Annotated in this window: 13 protein-coding genes; 10 read left to right on the forward strand and 3 right to left on the reverse strand. The window is 57.3% G+C overall.

Annotated features, from left to right (window positions below; translation table 11 throughout):
* Nucleotides 1-27 precede the first annotated feature (27 nt).
* The 4 genes from PDR5_RS20500 to PDR5_RS20515 are packed head-to-tail and all read left to right on the forward strand — an operon-like array spanning nucleotide 28 to nucleotide 4593.
* Complete coding sequence (locus tag PDR5_RS20500; protein WP_156669350.1) at nucleotides 28-1956, forward strand: glycosyltransferase family 39 protein; 1929 nt, start codon at nucleotides 28-30, stop codon at nucleotides 1954-1956.
* Nucleotides 1956-2906, forward strand: a complete 951-nt coding sequence (locus PDR5_RS20505; protein WP_064598444.1) for an NAD-dependent epimerase/dehydratase family protein — start codon at nucleotides 1956-1958, stop codon at nucleotides 2904-2906. Before PDR5_RS20500 ends, PDR5_RS20505 begins: the two co-directional genes overlap by 1 nt.
* A 2-nt stretch (nucleotides 2907-2908) precedes the next feature.
* Nucleotides 2909-4195: an NAD(P)/FAD-dependent oxidoreductase gene (locus tag PDR5_RS20510; protein ID WP_064598446.1), complete on the forward strand. Its 1287-nt coding sequence runs from the start codon at nucleotides 2909-2911 to the stop codon at nucleotides 4193-4195.
* Nucleotides 4192-4593, forward strand: coding sequence for a GtrA family protein (locus tag PDR5_RS20515; RefSeq protein ID WP_236189929.1), 402 nt, complete (start codon nucleotides 4192-4194; stop codon nucleotides 4591-4593). Before PDR5_RS20510 ends, PDR5_RS20515 begins: the two co-directional genes overlap by 4 nt.
* Before the next feature lie 134 nt (nucleotides 4594-4727).
* Here the strand turns inward: PDR5_RS20515 and mtnA are convergent, their stop codons facing one another.
* Nucleotides 4728-5804, reverse strand: coding sequence for an S-methyl-5-thioribose-1-phosphate isomerase (mtnA, locus tag PDR5_RS20520; RefSeq protein ID WP_039770560.1), 1077 nt, complete (start codon nucleotides 5802-5804; stop codon nucleotides 4728-4730).
* A gap of 108 nt (nucleotides 5805-5912) precedes the next feature.
* On the opposite strand from mtnA, the gene PDR5_RS20525 reads away from it, so the two are divergent.
* The 5 genes from PDR5_RS20525 to PDR5_RS20545 all read left to right on the forward strand — a co-directional run bounded on the left by PDR5_RS20525 (nucleotide 5913) and on the right by PDR5_RS20545 (nucleotide 10784).
* Entirely contained in the window at nucleotides 5913-7247 is a 1335-nt protein-coding gene (locus tag PDR5_RS20525; protein WP_064598449.1) for a TRZ/ATZ family hydrolase, read from the forward strand.
* Nucleotides 7248-7304: 57 nt separating this feature from the next.
* Entirely contained in the window at nucleotides 7305-8003 is a 699-nt protein-coding gene (ubiG, locus tag PDR5_RS20530) for a bifunctional 2-polyprenyl-6-hydroxyphenol methylase/3-demethylubiquinol 3-O-methyltransferase UbiG (RefSeq protein WP_039770564.1), read from the forward strand.
* A 4-nt stretch (nucleotides 8004-8007) separates the two neighbouring features.
* Nucleotides 8008-8679, forward strand: coding sequence for an N-acetylmuramic acid 6-phosphate phosphatase MupP (mupP, locus tag PDR5_RS20535; protein WP_064598451.1), 672 nt, complete (start codon nucleotides 8008-8010; stop codon nucleotides 8677-8679).
* Between the two features lie 75 nt (nucleotides 8680-8754).
* Nucleotides 8755-9495, forward strand: a complete 741-nt coding sequence (locus PDR5_RS20540) for a YciK family oxidoreductase (protein WP_039770568.1) — start codon at nucleotides 8755-8757, stop codon at nucleotides 9493-9495.
* 362 nt (nucleotides 9496-9857) lie between these two features.
* Entirely contained in the window at nucleotides 9858-10784 is a 927-nt protein-coding gene (locus tag PDR5_RS20545) for a GGDEF domain-containing protein (RefSeq protein WP_064598454.1), read from the forward strand.
* A 62-nt stretch (nucleotides 10785-10846) separates the two neighbouring features.
* On the opposite strand, the gene PDR5_RS20550 is transcribed toward PDR5_RS20545, so the two are convergent.
* Both PDR5_RS20550 and PDR5_RS20555 read right to left on the reverse strand, forming a co-directional pair.
* A complete protein-coding gene (locus PDR5_RS20550) occupies nucleotides 10847-11641 on the reverse strand; it encodes a TenA family transcriptional regulator (RefSeq protein ID WP_064598456.1) in 795 nt (264 codons plus the stop codon).
* Nucleotides 11642-11687: 46 nt separating this feature from the next.
* On the reverse strand, nucleotides 11688-14150 hold the full coding sequence (locus PDR5_RS20555) for an EAL domain-containing protein (protein WP_064598459.1): 2463 nt from the start codon (nucleotides 14148-14150) through the stop codon (nucleotides 11688-11690).
* Between the two features lie 219 nt (nucleotides 14151-14369).
* Between PDR5_RS20555 and PDR5_RS20560 the strand changes: the two genes are divergently transcribed.
* The gene (locus PDR5_RS20560) at nucleotides 14370-18524 is read left to right on the forward strand and encodes a hypothetical protein (protein WP_064598461.1); all 4155 of its coding nucleotides are present in this window, start codon (nucleotides 14370-14372) and stop codon (nucleotides 18522-18524) included.
* The last annotated feature ends 1 nt before the right edge of the window (nucleotide 18525 follow it).

Raw genomic sequence — 18525 nt, forward strand, 5'->3', positions numbered from 1 at the left:
GTAAATATTTTTCGAATGGGGTGAACCTTGAAGTTTAATAAACTTTCAAGTCAGTACTTATCGCCGATGCGCGGCATACAAATAATTAGCCTGCTGACGCTTGTCTATGCATTTTACATAGCCCTGCATTACGCAGGCCAGCCGTTGATTGAGTTGTTCGGATTTCGCCAAACACAAACTGCACTGACCTCTTTCTGGTTTATCCAGGAAGGTTACAAACTTGCATATGAAACTCCGGTTTCCGGAGCGCCCTGGTCGATCCCTTTCGAATTCCCGCTGTACCAGGCGATCGTCGCGTTCATTTCTCAGCTTTTCCACAGCGACCTGGGTAAAACCGGAAGAATTGTATCTTTCGCATTCCTGGTGTTCTGCCTGTACCCCGCGAATGAAATCTGCAAGTCGCTCAAGCTGAGCCGAAGCAGTTTCTACCTCTTTGCAGGCCTGCTGTTTTCCAGCCCGGTGTACCTGTTCTGGGGCAGAACATTCATGATCGAAACAATGGCGCTATTCTTTGCCATTCTCGCGATCAAGTTCTTCCTGGACTTCCTGAATAACAAAGGTAAATGGGCTGCCGCAGGCTTTTTCGCGTCCATTTCGCTGGCCATTCTTCAGAAAGCAACAACCGGTCTTCCCGTGCTGGCAGTATTGGCCGTCGTCTTCTTGTTTCACGAAATCAACAGAAACAAGAGCATCGTCGGCGCAATCTCCATCAAAAACATCTTTTGGGCCATGACGCTGTTCGCACTGCCGATCGTCATCGGCTACGGCTGGACGCTATATACCGACATCATCAAATCCAAAAATGAATTCGGCATGAGCATCACGTCCCAGAGTCTGTCAGCCTGGAATTGGGGAACCCTGACCCAGCGACTGTCGCTGCCACTCTACACCGACGTTATCTGGTCGCGAATCATCAAGGGCAATCTGTCGGGTATCTTCGGCGTTGCAATCATCCTTGGCGCGATGCTGCTGACCAAAAGCAATAAACTGCGACTCATTATTGCTGCTGCCTGCGCATTGGGCATTTTGCCGCTGTTCATCTTCACCAATCTTCACCTGGTCCATACCTACTACCAGTCGGCCAATGTCATCTTCCTGATCTTCGCTCTGGCAGTCGCCGTCGGGGAAAGTCTGGACGGTGCCCGCCGGACAGCGATCTCGGTGATCGTTTTCCTAGCCCTGGTACTGAATAACTACGGCGCGTTTGCCAGTGACTACTTCCTCAAGGTGCGCGAAGACCTCAATATCGGTAACTCGCGGGACCTGATGGTTGGCGATGCGCTTAATATGAACATGTCCCGTGGCGAAGCGGTTGTGGTGTATGGCAATGACTGGAGTTCCTCTATCGCCTACTACGCCGAACATAAATCGTTCACCGTACCTGATCGATTCCGCAACCTGGACAAAGTCATCAACACCCCGGAGGCCTACCTCGGTGGTCTGCCTCTAGGCGCAATTGCCGCGTGCCCGGAGTCTCCAGTACCGACCGTACGCCAATTGGTTGACTGGAAGCACAATGGCAACCCATGGAAAGCTGCCGAAGTCTGGAACTGCATTGTCGCCTTCCCCGATAAATCCATCGGCCTGGATTTGCCGAAGGTGAAGACCGACTGCCAAGGCAATCTGGACTATGTAGGCGACACGACGAGCAAGACGCCCGGCACTGTCCAGTTCAAGGGCTGGACAACGGTTGATGGTGCGCAGAACACAATCCCGTCGCAAGTCTACATAACCCTGACCGACGCGACTGGCGCGGTGAGATATTACGGCGCTGTTCAATCCTACTATTACGGCGTGGGCGACTTGTTCAAACGGCCAGACATGGCCAGCGCAGGCTTTGGAAGAATCATCGACACGTCGACCCTTTCTGGAAAATACACCGTAGGTGTCGAACGGGTCGTCGGGCAAAGCATGCAGGTTTGCCAATTCAGCAAAGAACTACAGGTTAATAAATAATGGCCAGCATCAATCTCAAAGACCGCATAGTCCTTCCGGGCGGCGCCGGCCTCGTCGGCCAAAACCTGGTCGCACGCCTCAAGGCTAAAGGCTACGAAAACATCGTGGTCATCGACAAGCATTCCAAGAACCTGGAAATCCTCAAGCAGGTTCAACCTGATGTCACGACGGTGCTTGCCGACCTCTCCAAGCCAGGAGAGTGGCAACAGCATTTCGTTGGGGCAGACGTCGTAGTAATGCTCCAGGCGCAGATCGGCGGCAATGACTACAGCGAATTCGTCCACAACAACGTGGACGCCACGCGGCTGATCCTTGACGCGATCAAGCTCAATAATATTCAGTACCTGGTTCATATCAGTTCGTCGGTCGTCGAGTCGGTTGCTGATGATTTTTATACCAATACAAAGAAAGACCAAGAACAAATGGTCTTGGCCAGCGGCATTCCGTGTCCGATTCTGCGACCGACCCTGATGTTTGGCTGGTTTGACCGCAAGCACCTGGGCTGGCTGTCTCGCTTCATGAAAAAAGTGCCGGTATTTCCGATCCCGGGTCACGGCCGTTACATGCGTCAGCCGCTGTATGTAGGTGACTTCTGTAATGTAATCATCAGCTGCATAGAGCAGCGTATTCATGACGGTATCTTCAATATTTCCGGACATGAAAAAATTGACTACATCGACATCATTCGCGAAATAAAACGCACCACACACGCCAGGACCATCATCGCCAAAGTGCCTTACAGCATTTTCTATAGCCTGATCTGGACCTGGAGCCTGTTTGACAAAAACCCGCCATTCACCACTCAACAGCTGGCCTCCCTGAGTGCCAAGGACGAGTTCGAGGTCAATGATTGGCCCGGCACATTCAACGTTCCATATACGTCTTTCGCGGCAGCGGTGAACGAAACGTTCAACGACCCGAAATACAGCAAAGTTGTTTTGGAGTTTTAAGCATGACACAACGAATTGCTGTCTTAGGGGCCGGCCCGATGGGGCTGGCTGTGGCCTATCAACTGGCACGTGACGGACACACTCCGGTGATCTTCGAGGCCGATGATCGCGTGGGGGGCATGACTGCACCCTTCGATTTCTCGGGGTTGAGCATCGAGCGCTATTACCACTTCCACTGCATCTCCGACCATGCATTTCTGAAGATGCTGGACGAACTTGGCCTGGCTGAAGAAATGCGCTGGGTCGAGACCAAGATGGGTTACTGGTATCAGAACCGACTCCAGGCCTGGGGCAATCCGTTCGCGCTTCTAAAGTTCAAGGGACTGAGCCTGACCGCCAAATTCCGCTATGGCCTTCACGCCTTTCTTTCGACCAAGCGCAATGACTGGAAGCCGCTGGACAATGTCGAGGCGACTGGCTGGATCAAGCGCTGGGTAGGCGATGAAGCGTGGGAAGTGCTCTGGCGTCGCCTGTTTGACTACAAGTTCTACGACCACACCGGCAATCTGTCCGCCGCCTGGATCTGGAGCCGTATTCGGCGTATCGGCAGATCTCGGTACAACCTGTTCAAAGAAAAGCTGGGCTACCTGGAAGGTGGCTCGGAAACGCTGCTCAATGCGATGGCAGGGAGTATTCGTGAGCACGGTGGCGAGATCCGGTTGAAGGCTCCGGTTACTCGAGTATTGATTGAAGGCGGCGAGGTAAAAGGCGTGGAAGTTGATGGCAAGGTCGAGCAATTCGACAAAGTCATCAGCACCATTCCGCTACCTTACGTGCCAAAAGTGATGCCCGACCTTCCTGACGAGATCCTGCAGCGTTTCAAAGCGCTGAAGAACATCGCCGTCGTGTGTGTCATTGTAAAGTTGCGCAAGGCACTGACAGAGAACTTCTGGCTCAACACCAATGACCCGGAAATGGACATTCCAGGCCTGGTTGAATACAGCAACTTACGCCCAATGAAAGAGCACATTGTCTACGTGCCTTTCTATGTACCGGGCGAGCATCCAAAGTTTCAGGAGCCTAACGAGGTATTCCTCAACAAAGTTCGTCATTACCTGAAGAAAATCAACCCGGAACTGACGGATGACGACTTCATTGATATTTACGCCAGTCGTTATCGTTATGCCCAACCAATTTGCGATCCAGGCTATCTTGACCGGTTGCCACCTGTATCGCTGCCAGTCAAAGGCCTTTGGGTGGCCGACACTTCCTATTACTACCCCGAAGATCGAGGCATCTCTGAAAGCATCGATTTCGGACGAAAGATGGCGAAGGATGCTGCTGAGTGAAGGACACGATGATGAGCCGGCAGTTTTTGGCATTTCTACTGACCGGCGGCACAGCTGCCGCCGTCAACTTTTGCTCGAGACTGCTCTATAGCATTTGGTTCGACTTTTCCACGGCAGTCATTCTGGCTTACATCACCGGTATGGTAACGGCGTTTATACTGGCCAAGCTTTTTGTATTCACAGAAAGCAGCCAGTCAACGCACCGATCCGCATTTTTTTTCATACTGGTGAATCTGGTCGCGGTGGCTCAGACCTGGCTGATCAGCCTGGGGCTTGCACACTATGTGTTTCCGGCGATCGGCATCACGCTGTTTGCCAACGAGATGGCTCATGCCGTCGGCATCGTTGTCCCAGTGTTTACCAGTTATCTGGGGCACAAGCGCTGGTCGTTCAAATAGTCCGTTGACGGTTGCCACTACTGTCAGAGCCCACACCATCCAGCCTCGTTCGTGACTGTGCAGACTTCTACAGCGAAGTCCGCACTGTCATGACCGGGCTGCTACGCCCTGTCATCCAGCGCTTCTTGCGACTGTCAATGCAAGCGCTTGCGGCACATCAACTGCGCCATTTTCGCGGTGTCCGGGCGCTCGACGATGCCTTTTTCGGTGACGATCGCATCGATCAGGTCTGCCGGGGTCACGTCAAACACCGGGTTGAACGCCTCAACGTCAGCCCCGACACGTTTGCCGCCAACCTCCAGCAACTCGGCGCCGTCGCGTTCTTCGATCGGAATGTCATCACCGCTGGCCAGATTCATGTCGATGGTCGAGCTCGGCGCCACCACCATGAAACGCACGCCGTGGTGCATGGCGTTGACCGCCAGTTGATAGGTGCCGATCTTGTTCGCCACGTCGCCGTTGGCGGTGATCCGGTCAGCGCCGACGATCACCCAGGTCACGCCTTTGGTTTTCATGATGTGCGCAGCGGCGGAGTCAGCATTCAGGGTCACCGGAATGCCTTCGTTGGCCAGTTCCCACGCGGTCAGGCGCGAGCCTTGCAGCCACGGCCGGGTCTCGTCGGCGTAGACGCGCTCGACCATGCCTTCGATGAATGCGGCACGAATCACCCCGAGCGCCGTGCCGAAACCGCCGGTAGCCAAGGCGCCGGTGTTGCAGTGCGTCAGAATCGCCTGGGCATTGCCCTGATGCTTGCGGATCAGGTCGACGCCGAGCTGAGCCATGGTCAGGTTGGCCTCGCGATCGCTTTCATGAATGGCGATGGCCTCGGCTTCCAGCGCCACCAGTGGATCGGCGTTTTCCTTCAAACGGTCCAGCCGGTCATGCATGCGATTCAACGCCCAGAACAGGTTGACCGCTGTCGGCCGGGAATCGGCCAGCAGCATGAAATCCTCTTCCAGCGCCGCGTACCAGTCGCCCCCCTCGGCAATCCGGGCACGGGCCGCCAGTACGATGCCGTAGGCGGCACTGATGCCGATGGCCGGCGCACCGCGCACCACCATCGAACGAATCGCTTCGGCCACGCCGGCGGCGCTGGTGTAGGCGATCCAGTTTTCCTCGAACGGCAAAACGCGCTGATCCAGCAGGTGGAGCGCGCCATCACGCCAATCGATGGCCTTTACTTTCTCCGCAGCCAACAGTCGATCGCGCATCCCTCACCCCGCACTCATGAACAAAAGCCGCCGATTATAGCGATCCCCCCGCGAAGACGCTCGGGTATACTTCGCCATCCTTCACAAAAGCACTGGAACCGACCCTCGATGCCGAAACCTGCCATTGCGCTCGACTTATTATTGCTGCCGACCTGGCTGGTACCCGTCGAACCCGCAGGCGTTGTGCTCAAGGAGCACGGCCTGGGCATCCGCGACGGCCGCATCGTGTTCATCGGCCCGCGTGCCGAAGCGCTGAAGTGTAACGCCGCCGAAGTCCGCGAACTGCCGGACGTGCTGCTCAGCCCCGGCCTGATCAACGCCCACGGCCACGCCGCAATGACGCTGTTCCGTGGCCTGGCCGACGATTTGCCGCTGATGACCTGGCTGGAAAACCACATCTGGCCGGCCGAGGGCAAATGGGTCGATGAAGATTTTGTGCGTGACGGCACCGATCTGGCCATCGCCGAGCAGATAAAAGGTGGCATCACCTGTTTCTCGGACATGTACTTCTTCCCCAAGGTTGCCAGCGAGCGCGTGCACAACAGCGGAATCCGTGCGCAGATCGCGATTCCGATCCTCGACTTCCCGATTCCGGGTGCCGCCAGCGCCGATGAAGCCATTCGTCAGGGCGTCGAACTGTTCGGCGACCTGAAACATCACGAGCGCATCAAGATCACCTTCGGCCCTCATGCACCCTACACCGTGGGCGACGAGAACCTGGAAAAAATCCGCGTGATCGCCGAAGAACTGGACGCCTCGATCCACATGCACGTCCACGAAACCGCTTTCGAGGTGCAGCAAGCGCTCGAACAGCACGGCGAACGCCCGCTGGCCCGCCTCGGTCGTCTCGGCCTGCTCGGCCCGCGCTTCCAGGCCGTGCACATGACCCAGATCAGCGATGACGACCTGGCGTTGCTGGTAGAAAGCAACACCAGCGTGATCCATTGCCCGGAGTCGAACCTGAAACTGGCCAGCGGCTTCTGCCCGGTGGAGCGTCTGTGGCAGGCCGGGGTCAACGTCGCGGTCGGCACCGATGGCGCGGCGAGCAACAATGACCTGGACCTGCTGGGTGAAACCCGCACCGCCGCGCTGCTGGCCAAAGCTGTCGCCGGCTCGGCCACCGCGCTGGACGCCCACCGGGCCCTGCGCATGGCCACGTTGAACGGCGCGCGAGCCCTGGGAATCGAAGCCGAGACCGGCTCGCTGGAGCTCGGCAAGGCCGCAGACATCGTCGCTTTCGATCTGTCCGGCCTGGCGCAACAACCGGTCTATGACCCGGTCTCGCAACTGATATACGCCACCGGTCGCGACTGCGTGAAACACCTGTGGGTCGCCGGCAAGCAGTTGCTTGACGACCGGCGTCTGACCCGACTGGACGAACAACAGCTCGGCGAAACCGCCCGGGCCTGGGGCCGACGCATCAGCGGCCACACCGAATCGTAAACACCCCGGCGCAAACTTCGGGGCTACAGCCTTTTTCAAGTTTTAGAGGATTGAATCATGAGCAACGTCGACCACGCCGAAATCGCCAAATTCGAAGCCCTGGCCCATCGCTGGTGGGACCGCGAAAGCGAGTTCAAACCGCTGCACGACATCAACCCGCTGCGGGTCAACTGGATTGACGAGCGCGTCAACCTGGCCGGCAAGAAGGTCCTCGACGTCGGTTGCGGTGGCGGCATTCTCAGCGAAGCCATGGCCCAGCGCGGCGCGACCGTGACCGGCATCGACATGGGCGAAGCGCCGCTGGCAGTCGCGCAACTGCATCAGCTGGAATCCGGCGTGAACGTCGAATACCGCCAGATCACCGCCGAAGCCCTGGCCGAAGAAATGCCCGAGCAGTTCGACGTCGTCACCTGCCTGGAAATGCTCGAGCACGTACCGGATCCGTCCTCGGTGATCCGCGCCTGCTTCCGCATGGTCAAGCCCGGCGGCCAGGTGTTCTTCTCCACCATCAACCGCAACCCGAAGGCCTACCTGTTCGCCATCATCGGTGCCGAATACATCATGAAGCTGCTGCCGCGCGGCACTCACGATTTCAAGAAATTCATTCGCCCGTCCGAGCTCGGCGCCTGGAGCCGCATGGCCGGCCTGACCGTCAAGGACATCATCGGTCTGACGTACAACCCGCTGACCAAACACTACAAGCTGGCGGCGGACGTTGACGTCAACTACATGATCCAGACCCTGCGCGAGGAATAAGCCGATGGCCATCAGAGCAGTCCTTTTCGACATGGACGGCACGCTGCTCGACACCGCGCCGGACTTCATCGCCATTTGCCAGGCGATGCGTGCGGATCGCGGTTTGCCGCCTATGAACGACAAACACATCCGCGACGAAATTTCCGGCGGCGCCAAGGCCATGGTCGCGGTGACGTTCTCGATGGATCCGGAGTCGCCGGGCTTCGAGGAGTTGCGCCTGGAGTTCCTCGAGCGCTATCTGGTGGGCTGCGCCGTGCACAGCAAGCTGTTCGACGGCATGGGCGAATTGCTGGCCGACATCGAGAAAGCCAATCTGGTCTGGGGCGTGGTCACCAACAAGCCGCTGCGCTTCGCCGAGCCGATCATGCAGCAGCTGGGGCTGGCCGAGCGCTCGGCCCTGCTGATCTGCCCGGATCACGTGAAGAACAGCAAGCCGGATCCCGAGATGCTGACCCTGGCCTGCAAGATGCTAGATCTGGATCCGTCGACCGTCCTGTTCATCGGCGATGATTTGCGCGATATCGAATCCGGTCGTGACGCCGGTACCAGGACCGCTGCCGTGACCTACGGCTATATTCACCCCGACGACAACCCTCGTCACTGGGGCGCGGACGTGGTGGTGGATCATCCGCTGGAATTGCGCAAGGTGCTGGATAACGCACTCTGCAGCTGCTGAGACCTGACGCGGAGCGTCATTGGCTGCATTCCTTTGCTGCGCAGGGGAACGATCTGACTCTTGATGAGGTTTTTTATGTTTGATTACACCGCTCGCCCCGAATTGCTCAAGGATCGGGTCATTCTGGTCACCGGTGCCGGTCGTGGCATCGGTGCGGCGGCCGCCAGGACATACGCCGCCCACGGCGCGACCGTGCTGCTGCTGGGCAAGACCGAAGCCAACCTGACCCAGGTCTATGACGAGATCGAAGCGGCCGGTCATCCGCAACCGGCCGTGATCCCGTTTAACCTCGAAACCGCCTTGCCCCATCAATACGATGAGCTGGCGGCGATGATCGAGACCGAGTTCGGCCACCTCGACGGCCTGCTGCACAACGCCTCGATCATTGGCCCGCGCACGCCGATCGAGCAGTTGTCCGGTGAAAACTTCATGCGTGTCATGCAGGTCAACGTCAACGCGATGTTCATGCTGACCAGCACCCTGCTGCCGCTGCTCAAGCTTTCACAGGATGCTTCGGTGGTGTTCACCTCCAGCAGCGTCGGGCGCAAGGGCCGTGCTTACTGGGGCGCCTATGGCGTGTCGAAGTTCGCCACTGAAGGGCTGATGCAGACTCTGGCCGATGAAATCGACGGCGTGGCGCCGGTACGCTCAAACAGCATCAATCCGGGCGGCACCCGCACGAGCATGCGCGCACAGGCGTACCCCGGTGAGAACCCGCTGAACAACCCGACACCGGAAGAGATCATGCCGGTCTATTTGTACCTGATGGGCCCGGATAGCACGGGTATCAATGGCCAGGCCTTCAACGCCCAGTAATGCCATACGTCGCAATTGTTGCCGTGGCGGAATCCCGTCGCGGCATGCAATTGCCGCTTTGAGTAGCGCCAACTCAGTCAAATAACCACCACCCCGCTTTACTGAAAAATCTCAAGCTATTGATTCATAACAATTTTCAAAAAATATGAACCGTGTGGCACGACTTTCGCTCTACATGTCCTCAAAGCACGCCGTGTGAAAGCAGTCGGGCAAGGCCTGATTCGATAGCTGACTAATCGTCATTGGGCAGACTAAACTTACCCCAAATGTCCTACGGGACTGATGGACCAGTATGACGCGCAGCCCATAGCCGCTCTCACCCAGCCTGTAAGACAGACTTACTGCTTAGGGGCTCACGCCATATGAAATCACCCTCCCAGACCACTGCAATTGACTTCGACAGTGCCAAATTGCAACGCCTGGGCTTTGGTCAGCAGCCTCCCCTGCTGGCGCGACCTGTCAGCCTGGCGCAATTGCGCCAGCACATGAGCCTGCAACTGCAAACCAGCCTTGAGCCTCAACGCATCCTCGGTCTGTTTTTCCGCGAAGTTCAGCGCCTGGTGCCGCTGGACGCCCTGACCTACGTGCACGACGGCAGCGACTTGCGCCTGGAGTTCGGTGCTCGCGGGCACCATTCGGCGAGCTATAGCCTCAGCCACGAAGGCGAGCATATGGGTGAGTTGGTGTTCCGCCGCAACCAGCGCTTCAACGAACAGGAACTGGGTTATCTCGAGTCACTGCTGTCGGCCCTGCTGTACCCGATGCGCAATGCATTGCTTTACCGCGCCGCCACTCAGAGCGCCCTGCGTGATCCGTTGACCGGAGCCGGTAACCGCATTGCGATGGAGCAGACGTTGCTGCGAGAAATCGAAATGTCGCGCCGGCACCTGCAACCACTGTCGGTGCTGATGCTGGATATCGACCACTTCAAACAGGTCAACGACCTTCATGGTCACAGCGCCGGCGATGACGTCCTCAAAGCCGTGGCCGCGTCAATCAAGGGCCAGTTGCGCAATGTCGACATGGTGTTCCGTTATGGCGGGGAAGAATTTCTAATCCTGCTGTCCAACACCGGTCGCGATGCGGCCGCCATGGTCGGCGAGCGCCTGCGTCAGGCGGCGCAGGCCCAGGATTACTTCGCCAATAATCAATTGATCGAACTGACCGTGAGCCTCGGCTGCTCGACCCTGTTGCCGGGCGAATCCGCCGACAGCCTGTTGCGTCGCGCCGACAGCGCGCTCTATGTCGCCAAGCGCGAAGGCCGCAATCGCCTGACCATGGCAGGCTAGATTTTCTGCGCCAACAAAAAACGGGAGCCAAGGCTCCCGTTTTTTTATGGGTGTCGCCCAAATCAGCTCTCGACCAGCGCCCGACGCTCACGCCCGACCAACACCCGCTCCGACAGCTCAAGCTGCATGCAGCGCTCAAGGAACAGGTACATGTAGTCGTAACTCTTGCAGATGGCCTGTCGCAGTTCCGCCTGCAAGGCTTTGCTCGGGTTTAGCCCGGCGAGAGTGCAGATGATCTCCAGCGCTTCCCACGGGTGGGCGTCATCGTACTGGGCGTGCATCTTCAGCCACTTCATGGCCCGTTTGCGATCTTCTTCAGGGAAAGCGGCGGCATAGACCCCCGTCGAACACACCAGCGCCGACCACTCCCCGGTCGCGCCTTCGATGGCGTAGTTGGTGGCCGCGATGGCCACGATCAGCGAATCCGCCGAACTGGTGTGCCAGCACCAGTGGCTCAGGGCGTGCAATTCCGGTGGCACTTGCTGTGCCTGCAGATCTTCCAGGCTCACCCCATGGGCCCGGCTCCAGTGCAGCCAGTAATCGGCATGATTGAGTTCGACGCGAATGTTGCGCATCAACCAGCGCCGCGCCATGTCCTCGCCCGGGTGGCGGGCGAATTTGGTTTTGGTCAGGTTCTGCGCCATGTACAACGCGAATTGCTCAACGACGGGCCAGCCCCCGATCAGGTACTGGCGCATGGTTCTGGCGCTGAGCTTGTTATCACGCATGCGCAGATAAAGTTCATGTTCGACAACCCGGCGTTTGCTCTCGCTGCAATCCTGGATCAACTGTTGCGCCCAGGCGGGATAACTTGCAGCTTCCATGAGTGGTCCGGTTCGGTTGAATGTGTCGATCACTGTTCGGCTCCTTTTGATTTGTGATTGTAAGGATCGGCAAGAGACTTCAACGGAATGTGCCAGGCGCCTTGAACAACAACGGCTGCGGTCTGGCGGGCCGACTTTGCAAACTGTCACAGGTAAACAACTGCGGGCGTTCAATAACATAACCCTGAGCGTAATCCACGCCGATTTCAAGCAATGCCTGCTCGATCTGCGCTGTCTCGACAAACTCGGCAATTGTCTGCTTACCCATGACATGCCCGATGTGATTGATCACTTCGACCATAGCGCGGTTAATCGGGTCGTCCAGCATATCCTTTACGAAACTCCCGTCGATCTTCAGGAAGTCTACAGGCAAATGTTTCAGATAAGCGAATGAAGACATTCCGGCGCAAAAATCATCCAGAGAAAAGTAACAACCCAAGCCTTTGAGTTCATTGATAAATCTGATTGCACTACCCAGATTTGCAATGGCACTGGTTTCTGTAATTTCAAAACAAATCATTTCAGGCGGTATGCCGTAGTTATCAAACTGTTCCCGCAGAAAGTGCAAGAACGCGTCATCTCCGATAGTAATGCCTGAAAGATTAATCGCACACATTGCCAGAGGACCCTGACACTTATCGTTAATACATTGGGCAATAACCTTAAATACATTCTGCACAACCCAGCGATCCAGCGATGTCATCAATCCGTAACGCTCGGCCGCCGGTATGAAACTGTCCGGGAGAATCATCCGGCCCGCTTCGTCATGCAGACGCAGCAGAATCTCGATGTGTCCGCCCGTACCACCGGCAATCGAACTCAGCGGAGCAATCTCCTGGGCGTAAAGACAGAAACGGTTTTCTTCCAGGGCCATGTGCAGTCGCTGTACCCAGGCCATCTCGCCAAACCGCAGGGACAGCTCCGAGTCGTCGGCATGGTAGACCTGCACCCGGTTGCGGCCTTTTTCCTTGGCCATGTAGCAGGCCATGTCAGCGGCCCGCAGCGAGGCTTCGAGGGTGGTCGGCGTTTGCGCGACATGCACCAGGCCAATGCTCACCGTGGTCAGGAACGGCCGACCCTTCCAGACGAAATGCAGGTTCTGTACGGTCTGGCGCAAACTCTCTGCGATCTTCTCGGCGGCCTCCGGGGCACAGTTCTCCAGCAGGATGCCGAACTCGTCCCCCCCCAGCCGCGCCAGGGTGTCGCCCTCGCGCAAGCCGGATTGCAGCAACGCGCAGATATGCCGCAGCAATTCATCGCCGGCCGCGTGCCCGCAGGTGTCATTGACCAGTTTGAACTGGTCGAGGTCGAGGAACATCAGCGCATGGCGTCCAGCTTGCCGGGTCAGGTTATGCAGGGCCTGTTCGAGGCGGTATTCGAACTCGCGGCGGTTGGCCAGGCCGGTCAGTGCATCATGAGTGGCCTGCCACGACAGATTGGCGATGTATTGCCGCTCCTGGGTCATGTCATGCAGCACCAGCACGGTGCCGCTGACCTTGTCGGAATTACGAATCGGTGCCCCGACCAGGGTCACCGACACCGTACTGCCATCGAGCCGCTGGATCAGCTTGGAGTGTTCACTGCCTCCGCTGAGCTGGCCGCTGAGAATATGCTCGATCAGGGTCAGTCCTTCGGTCTGGGCGTTGTCGTCCAGCAGATTGAACAGTGCCGCGAGTGGCAACCCGGCCGCCTGCTCGGCTTTCCAGTGGGTCAGGGCTTCGGCGGCCGGGTTCATGTATTCGATGGCCCCGCTCACGTCGGTGGTGATCACCCCGTCGCCAATCGATTGCAACGTGATATGAGCCCGATCCTTTTCCAGCTGCAAGGCCTCGGCGAAGGCATGTCGCTGCTTGAGCAGTTTGCGGGTACGCAGCAATGCCAGCACGATCAGGCCCAGCGCCGTGGCGAGGTTGGTGAACAGCAACAGACGCAGGATCACCCGCGACCCTTCACCCAAGGCATCACTGAAGGCCTTGGCGGCGGGCGTCACGCCGTCGTTGATCGCAAAGATCCGGTCCTTCCAGCGCCGGATATCCGCCTCGGTGGCAGCATTGGCAATGATGGACCGATGCATCTCCCGGGCGACATCATCGAGTTCCACCAGATAGGCGTCACCCAGCGTCCAGCGGTCGATGGCGATTTCCAGATAACTGAAGTGACGAAAATTCAGGTACAGCCAGATCAGGCTGGAAACATCGTCCGGGTGGTTGCCGCCCTTGAGGATGCCCTCGCGCGCCGATTGCAGATCGGGCGGTTGTCTGTCCAGTGCCAGACGCAACTGATGACCGCCCTGAGGCACGGCGATTGCGTTCTGATATTTGAGGTAAATCGCCTCGTCACGACTATCGGCATACAAATTGAGGTAATAGATGGCGTCTTTCTGGCCCTTGGACCAGAGACTCTCGCCCGCCACATAACCACGAACGGCCGACAGGACATAGAGGCTCACCCCCCCCAGCAAGGCTTGAAACAATACGACGGCGATAAATGGCCAGACGATGCCCAGCAACCGAGGCGTTCCGAGAGTCCGCTTTTGCTTCATGGGATTCCTTGCGTGGTCACTGCCTGATTGTCCGTCTCTATCAGACCAACCTCCAAAGACTAGGAGGCGAACCCGTTTCCGGCAAGCGGCGGATCAGCCTCAGTGCAGTACAGGCTTGCTCTGCATATATATGTATAGCCAGCACGGTTTCAGGACTCGATTTAATGGCCACTTCAGGTTTCACGCTCTGAGCGTGGAAACTTACACAAGGAGTGCGATATGACATCGACATTTTTAGCTGCACCCGAAACTGAAGAACTGCGCGCCTGGCAAGCCCTGGGACTGGGAGAAAGCCCGGACATCGAAGCGTTGACTTCCCTACCGACCGCCCGGGATCGAAGACGGTTCAACTCACTTCTGCGCGCCAAGCCCGAACTTGCCCAATCCATGACCATCGACATGTACAAGGCAACGCGTGTCAACGATCGCATTTACGGCACCGTAAAGGACTTCTTGGGTGCCAGCTCAATGCTGATCCGTCGCCTGGCTGGCGACGTATTGCATGAGCCCACCATCGAGGAAGTACGCGCGACACCCTCAGTGTTTCTTCAACGAATACTCAATTCTGTCAACTCACAGGATCTGACAGTCCGCTTGCTGAAAAAGCTCAAGTGGTATGGCGCGCAGCCTGGCGAACAGACACCGGACAGCGTCCGACATCAACTGATGTGCAAAGCCATCTGTCTATACCTGAATGCTGCGCCTTCATCCGAAGCACCGGAAGAACTGGCCGGTTTCAGTTGGCGGGCTCCTGCCCTCTGGGGCAAAAGCTACCAGGCCCTGCGCCGTGATTTTGAACAGCACTTGCTGGACACTCGCCGGGTGGGCAGTACCAAAGAGGCGATAATACTGGCGCAAATCTTCCAGACCCGACTCTCGAAAGATTTCTCTGTGCCCGACATCCCTCCCGAGTTGCGTTACAAGAGCTCGGCCGTATGGGTCAATTTCATGCATGGTGTGCTACTGGCCGAAGCGCTTGACTTGAACCGGTCGCAATTGCTGTCTTTTCAACAGCTCGTCGACCTGCCTCTGGTACGGAGTGCCAGCGCCACTCCCGAGCAACTTGAGCAAATAACAAAACTGAGGATGGGTCCCGCGCTGGAGTGGGCGGTTTGCATGGGCATTGTCCAATCGCGAACGGAGTCCGACTACGACGAAGAGGACATCAAACGGGCAATGGCAGCGTTGGACAGCCAGAACGAGAGCCTGAACAAAGCGGTGATGAATCTGAACATCCCGCTTCCCGAACGGCTGAAAATGGCCCGAGAGTTCAAAAACATCGTACTTGGCAGTCATTTTTTCGAGCAGGACGGACGCAAGCTGCTGCCAGAGGACACACGTTATATAGGATCCCGATCCACACCGACATTGAAGCTGCCGGGACACGATTTCCTCGACCTCTATGCGGATGGTCAGATCAAAGAAGGAAAAAGATGGGTCGTCACCCAGTCCGATGGCAAGACACGAAGCGTTATAACGCTCAGGATTGACGATCGGCGAGTGCTCTATTCCGAACGCATGAATTCAGAAGGCGATTATCAACGGACCTCACACCACGCTCCCGAATGGGCGGGCGGGACACTACCCGACATCAACGCCAAATTCGAAACGGCCTTCAAGGACTACCTGACGATCATCAGGCAGGCTTTCGAAACCCTGATTGCCAGCATGCTGGCCTCTCTGACACTTCCTGAACGCCGGATTCTGGCCCAGGGTGACATTGACGTGCTGAGGTTACGCCAGCGCATCAAGCAAGGCGAAGAGTGGGCAGACCTCAAGGCTCGCAAGGGTTACGTTCTGAAGGTGACCCACGGCGATGACATCGTCTATTACGAACTCATCCCGAGCGCCGGCATCATTCGCCCCAGAACCACTCTGAGATTTTCGACGATCAACGGCGTTCGCGAAGAATACCCGCTACATGCCTCGATCCCCGGACAAACCTATTCACCCGAACGCGACATCAGTACCTCGTTGCTTCTCGACAGTACCGCCCATGTCCACGGCAGGGCACCCGCTGACAAGCAGTCCTGCATAGGAATCCTCGATACAGTGGGTCGGGTGAAAGCTGCGGTACTCCCCGACTCAACGCCCGCCAGTGAAGCGACAGACCTTGCAAGCAGACTGAAAGAAGTGGCTCACCTCATCGCAACCAATCATTTGTACGTCGATGAAAAAGAACTGCGCCTCCAGGCCCGGGGTATGACCGCGTTCGACAAAATCAGGGCCAAAATAGAGAAACGACTGGAGGTGCTTGAAAATATCGTCAAAGGATTCGTGCCTTTCTGGGGCAGCATCGACGATCTCATGTCGGGTGATATCACGAAAAAAATCATGGGCGGCGTAGGGCTCCTGGTGGATCTGGCATCCTTTCTCTTCCCTATGGGTAAATTTCTGTCCGGCTCGGTACGACTGGCCAGAGCCGCGAGCGGCGCTTCGAATATAGTCGTCAAGGCCAGCCTGCCTTCTTTCTCGGCACTGACCGGCAAGCTCCTGACCTCCTCAATAAAAAACCTGAACCCACTGGATGGCATACCGACGCTACTCAAAGGACTGTTGAGCGGCGCAGGGAAAGGATTGCTCGCCGGTGGTCGGGCAACGCTTGGAGGTATCAAAAAGTTGACGGGAAAGGCCGACGGCTATCAACTGGCCGACCAGTTGCCACAGGCTATCGACCCCGGGCGCTGGAAGCCGCTGACAAGTACTGACGAGCTGGCAACGGTCAACGGCATCGATGACGTACTCGTTCGCCCTGCAAGTCCTTCGGATCCGAAACGACTGCATCTGGTCGACCCGGTGACCTCGCTGCCCTATGGCCCGCGCCTGCGCAATGACAGCAGAAACCTCATCCAGGGCAGATCCAGTTACCAGTTGCTGCCGCCAACCGAATCCCATGCCCTGACGCAAGTGCCGGAGAACGCCCGTATCCATGAAATGCTAGAAGTCGATGGACGAACCACGCTGCTGATTGATGACATCCCTTATCGCCTGGACGGGGGTCATCTGCGACGCGCTGACCTGATCGATGATCAATCGATGTTCAAAACCATACCTTGCCGAGTGCGGCGCATGCCGGGTTCAGATGCATGCAAAACGAGCTATGTCACCCGCGATCCGGCGTCCACGCCAGCCAGCGGGACTTACGACACCGATAAAGACTGGGCACCCTGGTTCGGGGACTGCATTTATACCCCGGCCGTTCCGGATCGAGCGATGCTGCTCAAAACCCTGAAAAAGAAAAGCAGACTCCCGGCGACGATAGCGTTTCAAAAAGGGATTTACGGAAGAATCAGAGTGGATATTCCCGTCGGCACCCGGAATCGGTTCGACACCTTCGAGGCCGGCGCAATCATCGTCCCCGCCATCGACGACTCAAGGCACTATGTGTTCACCCGACTGGGCGCCGGAGCCTTCTACATTGCGGAATTACCCAAGGGACAAGGCATCTCCAGCTCTTTGACGCTGCGCAAGGCCACCAGCCTGCCTGCCGATCTGAAGGCTGAACTGATGAAGGTCTACACCGGATCGCTCCATGCCAACAACATGGCGAGAATCTACGGTATTTCAACCGTAGAACGCGCCCTCGCAACCATGAAGAATATTGCCATTCGCATTGGCGGCCATGAGAACCCGCCCGACACGCTCAAACTGCTTAAAGTCGATACCTCTCCCGCAGAGGCGGTGTTGTTCGATCATTCCACGCGCATGATCGTCAGCCGGCTTCCGGATGGTGCTGCATCCTGGTCACGCAGCCGAGACGCTTCGGATACGTTTCGCCAACGAGCCGCCGACATCTTCGATACGCTGTTTACCGAGAAAACCATCAATGTCCAACAGAGCGCCGACCTGAAAATCAATCGGACAATGGACAAGCTTCAAGCGATGCTCCCGCCTCATTTCCAGGGCCAGAACCCGCGCAACATCGCCTACGCCGACATCGTGACATCCACCGGCAAGCGGGAGGTGTATGTCAGCGTTTCCGGCGCGCAAGGACTGACTGGTGAACTGCCGCTGTTCAAGCCTCCATTCGCTCCGGATCAAATGATTGTCGGCGACACCACCTACTTCAACATCGACTTCGGCCAGACCTTCAACAGAACCTCGCTGGAAGTCTCAAGCGAAGGTCGATTGGTGGCGATCCCCCATACGATAAAGGACATCGACACCTACACGCCTGAATTGACCCGAAGGCCGACTTCTCTGGACAGCGAGGCCAAATTGATCAGTGTGCTTCGCCAGAAATATCCCGAAAACCACATGATCGCTTCGGTCGATGTGGCCACGACCATGCCCCCATGCACCAGTTGCTCGGTGATCGTCAAAGAGTTTGGCTACGACGGCACGGCCAACGCACTGGAAGTGCTATGGAATTGAC

Origin of the sequence: Pseudomonas sp. DR 5-09, from assembly GCF_001655595.1 — a bacterium.
GTDB classification, from domain to species: domain Bacteria; phylum Pseudomonadota; class Gammaproteobacteria; order Pseudomonadales; family Pseudomonadaceae; genus Aquipseudomonas; species Aquipseudomonas pharyngis.

Bases quoted from the DNA above. Each gene is read 5' to 3' on its own strand.
- PDR5_RS20505 (WP_064598444.1), top strand. From the start codon at position 1,956: ATGGCCAGCATCAATCTCAAAGACCGCATAGTCCTTCCGGGCGGCGCC.
- PDR5_RS20510 (WP_064598446.1), top strand. From the start codon at position 2,909: ATGACACAACGAATTGCTGTCTTAGGGGCCGGCCCGATGGGGCTGGCT.
- mtnA (WP_039770560.1), bottom strand. From the start codon at position 5,804: ATGCGCGATCGACTGTTGGCTGCGGAGAAAGTAAAGGCCATCGATTGG.
- PDR5_RS20525 (WP_064598449.1), top strand. From the start codon at position 5,913: ATGCCGAAACCTGCCATTGCGCTCGACTTATTATTGCTGCCGACCTGG.
- ubiG (WP_039770564.1), top strand. From the start codon at position 7,305: ATGAGCAACGTCGACCACGCCGAAATCGCCAAATTCGAAGCCCTGGCC.
- mupP (WP_064598451.1), top strand. From the start codon at position 8,008: ATGGCCATCAGAGCAGTCCTTTTCGACATGGACGGCACGCTGCTCGAC.
- PDR5_RS20540 (WP_039770568.1), top strand. From the start codon at position 8,755: ATGTTTGATTACACCGCTCGCCCCGAATTGCTCAAGGATCGGGTCATT.
- PDR5_RS20545 (WP_064598454.1), top strand. From the start codon at position 9,858: ATGAAATCACCCTCCCAGACCACTGCAATTGACTTCGACAGTGCCAAA.
- PDR5_RS20555 (WP_064598459.1), bottom strand. From the start codon at position 14,150: ATGAAGCAAAAGCGGACTCTCGGAACGCCTCGGTTGCTGGGCATCGTC.
- PDR5_RS20560 (WP_064598461.1), top strand. From the start codon at position 14,370: ATGACATCGACATTTTTAGCTGCACCCGAAACTGAAGAACTGCGCGCC.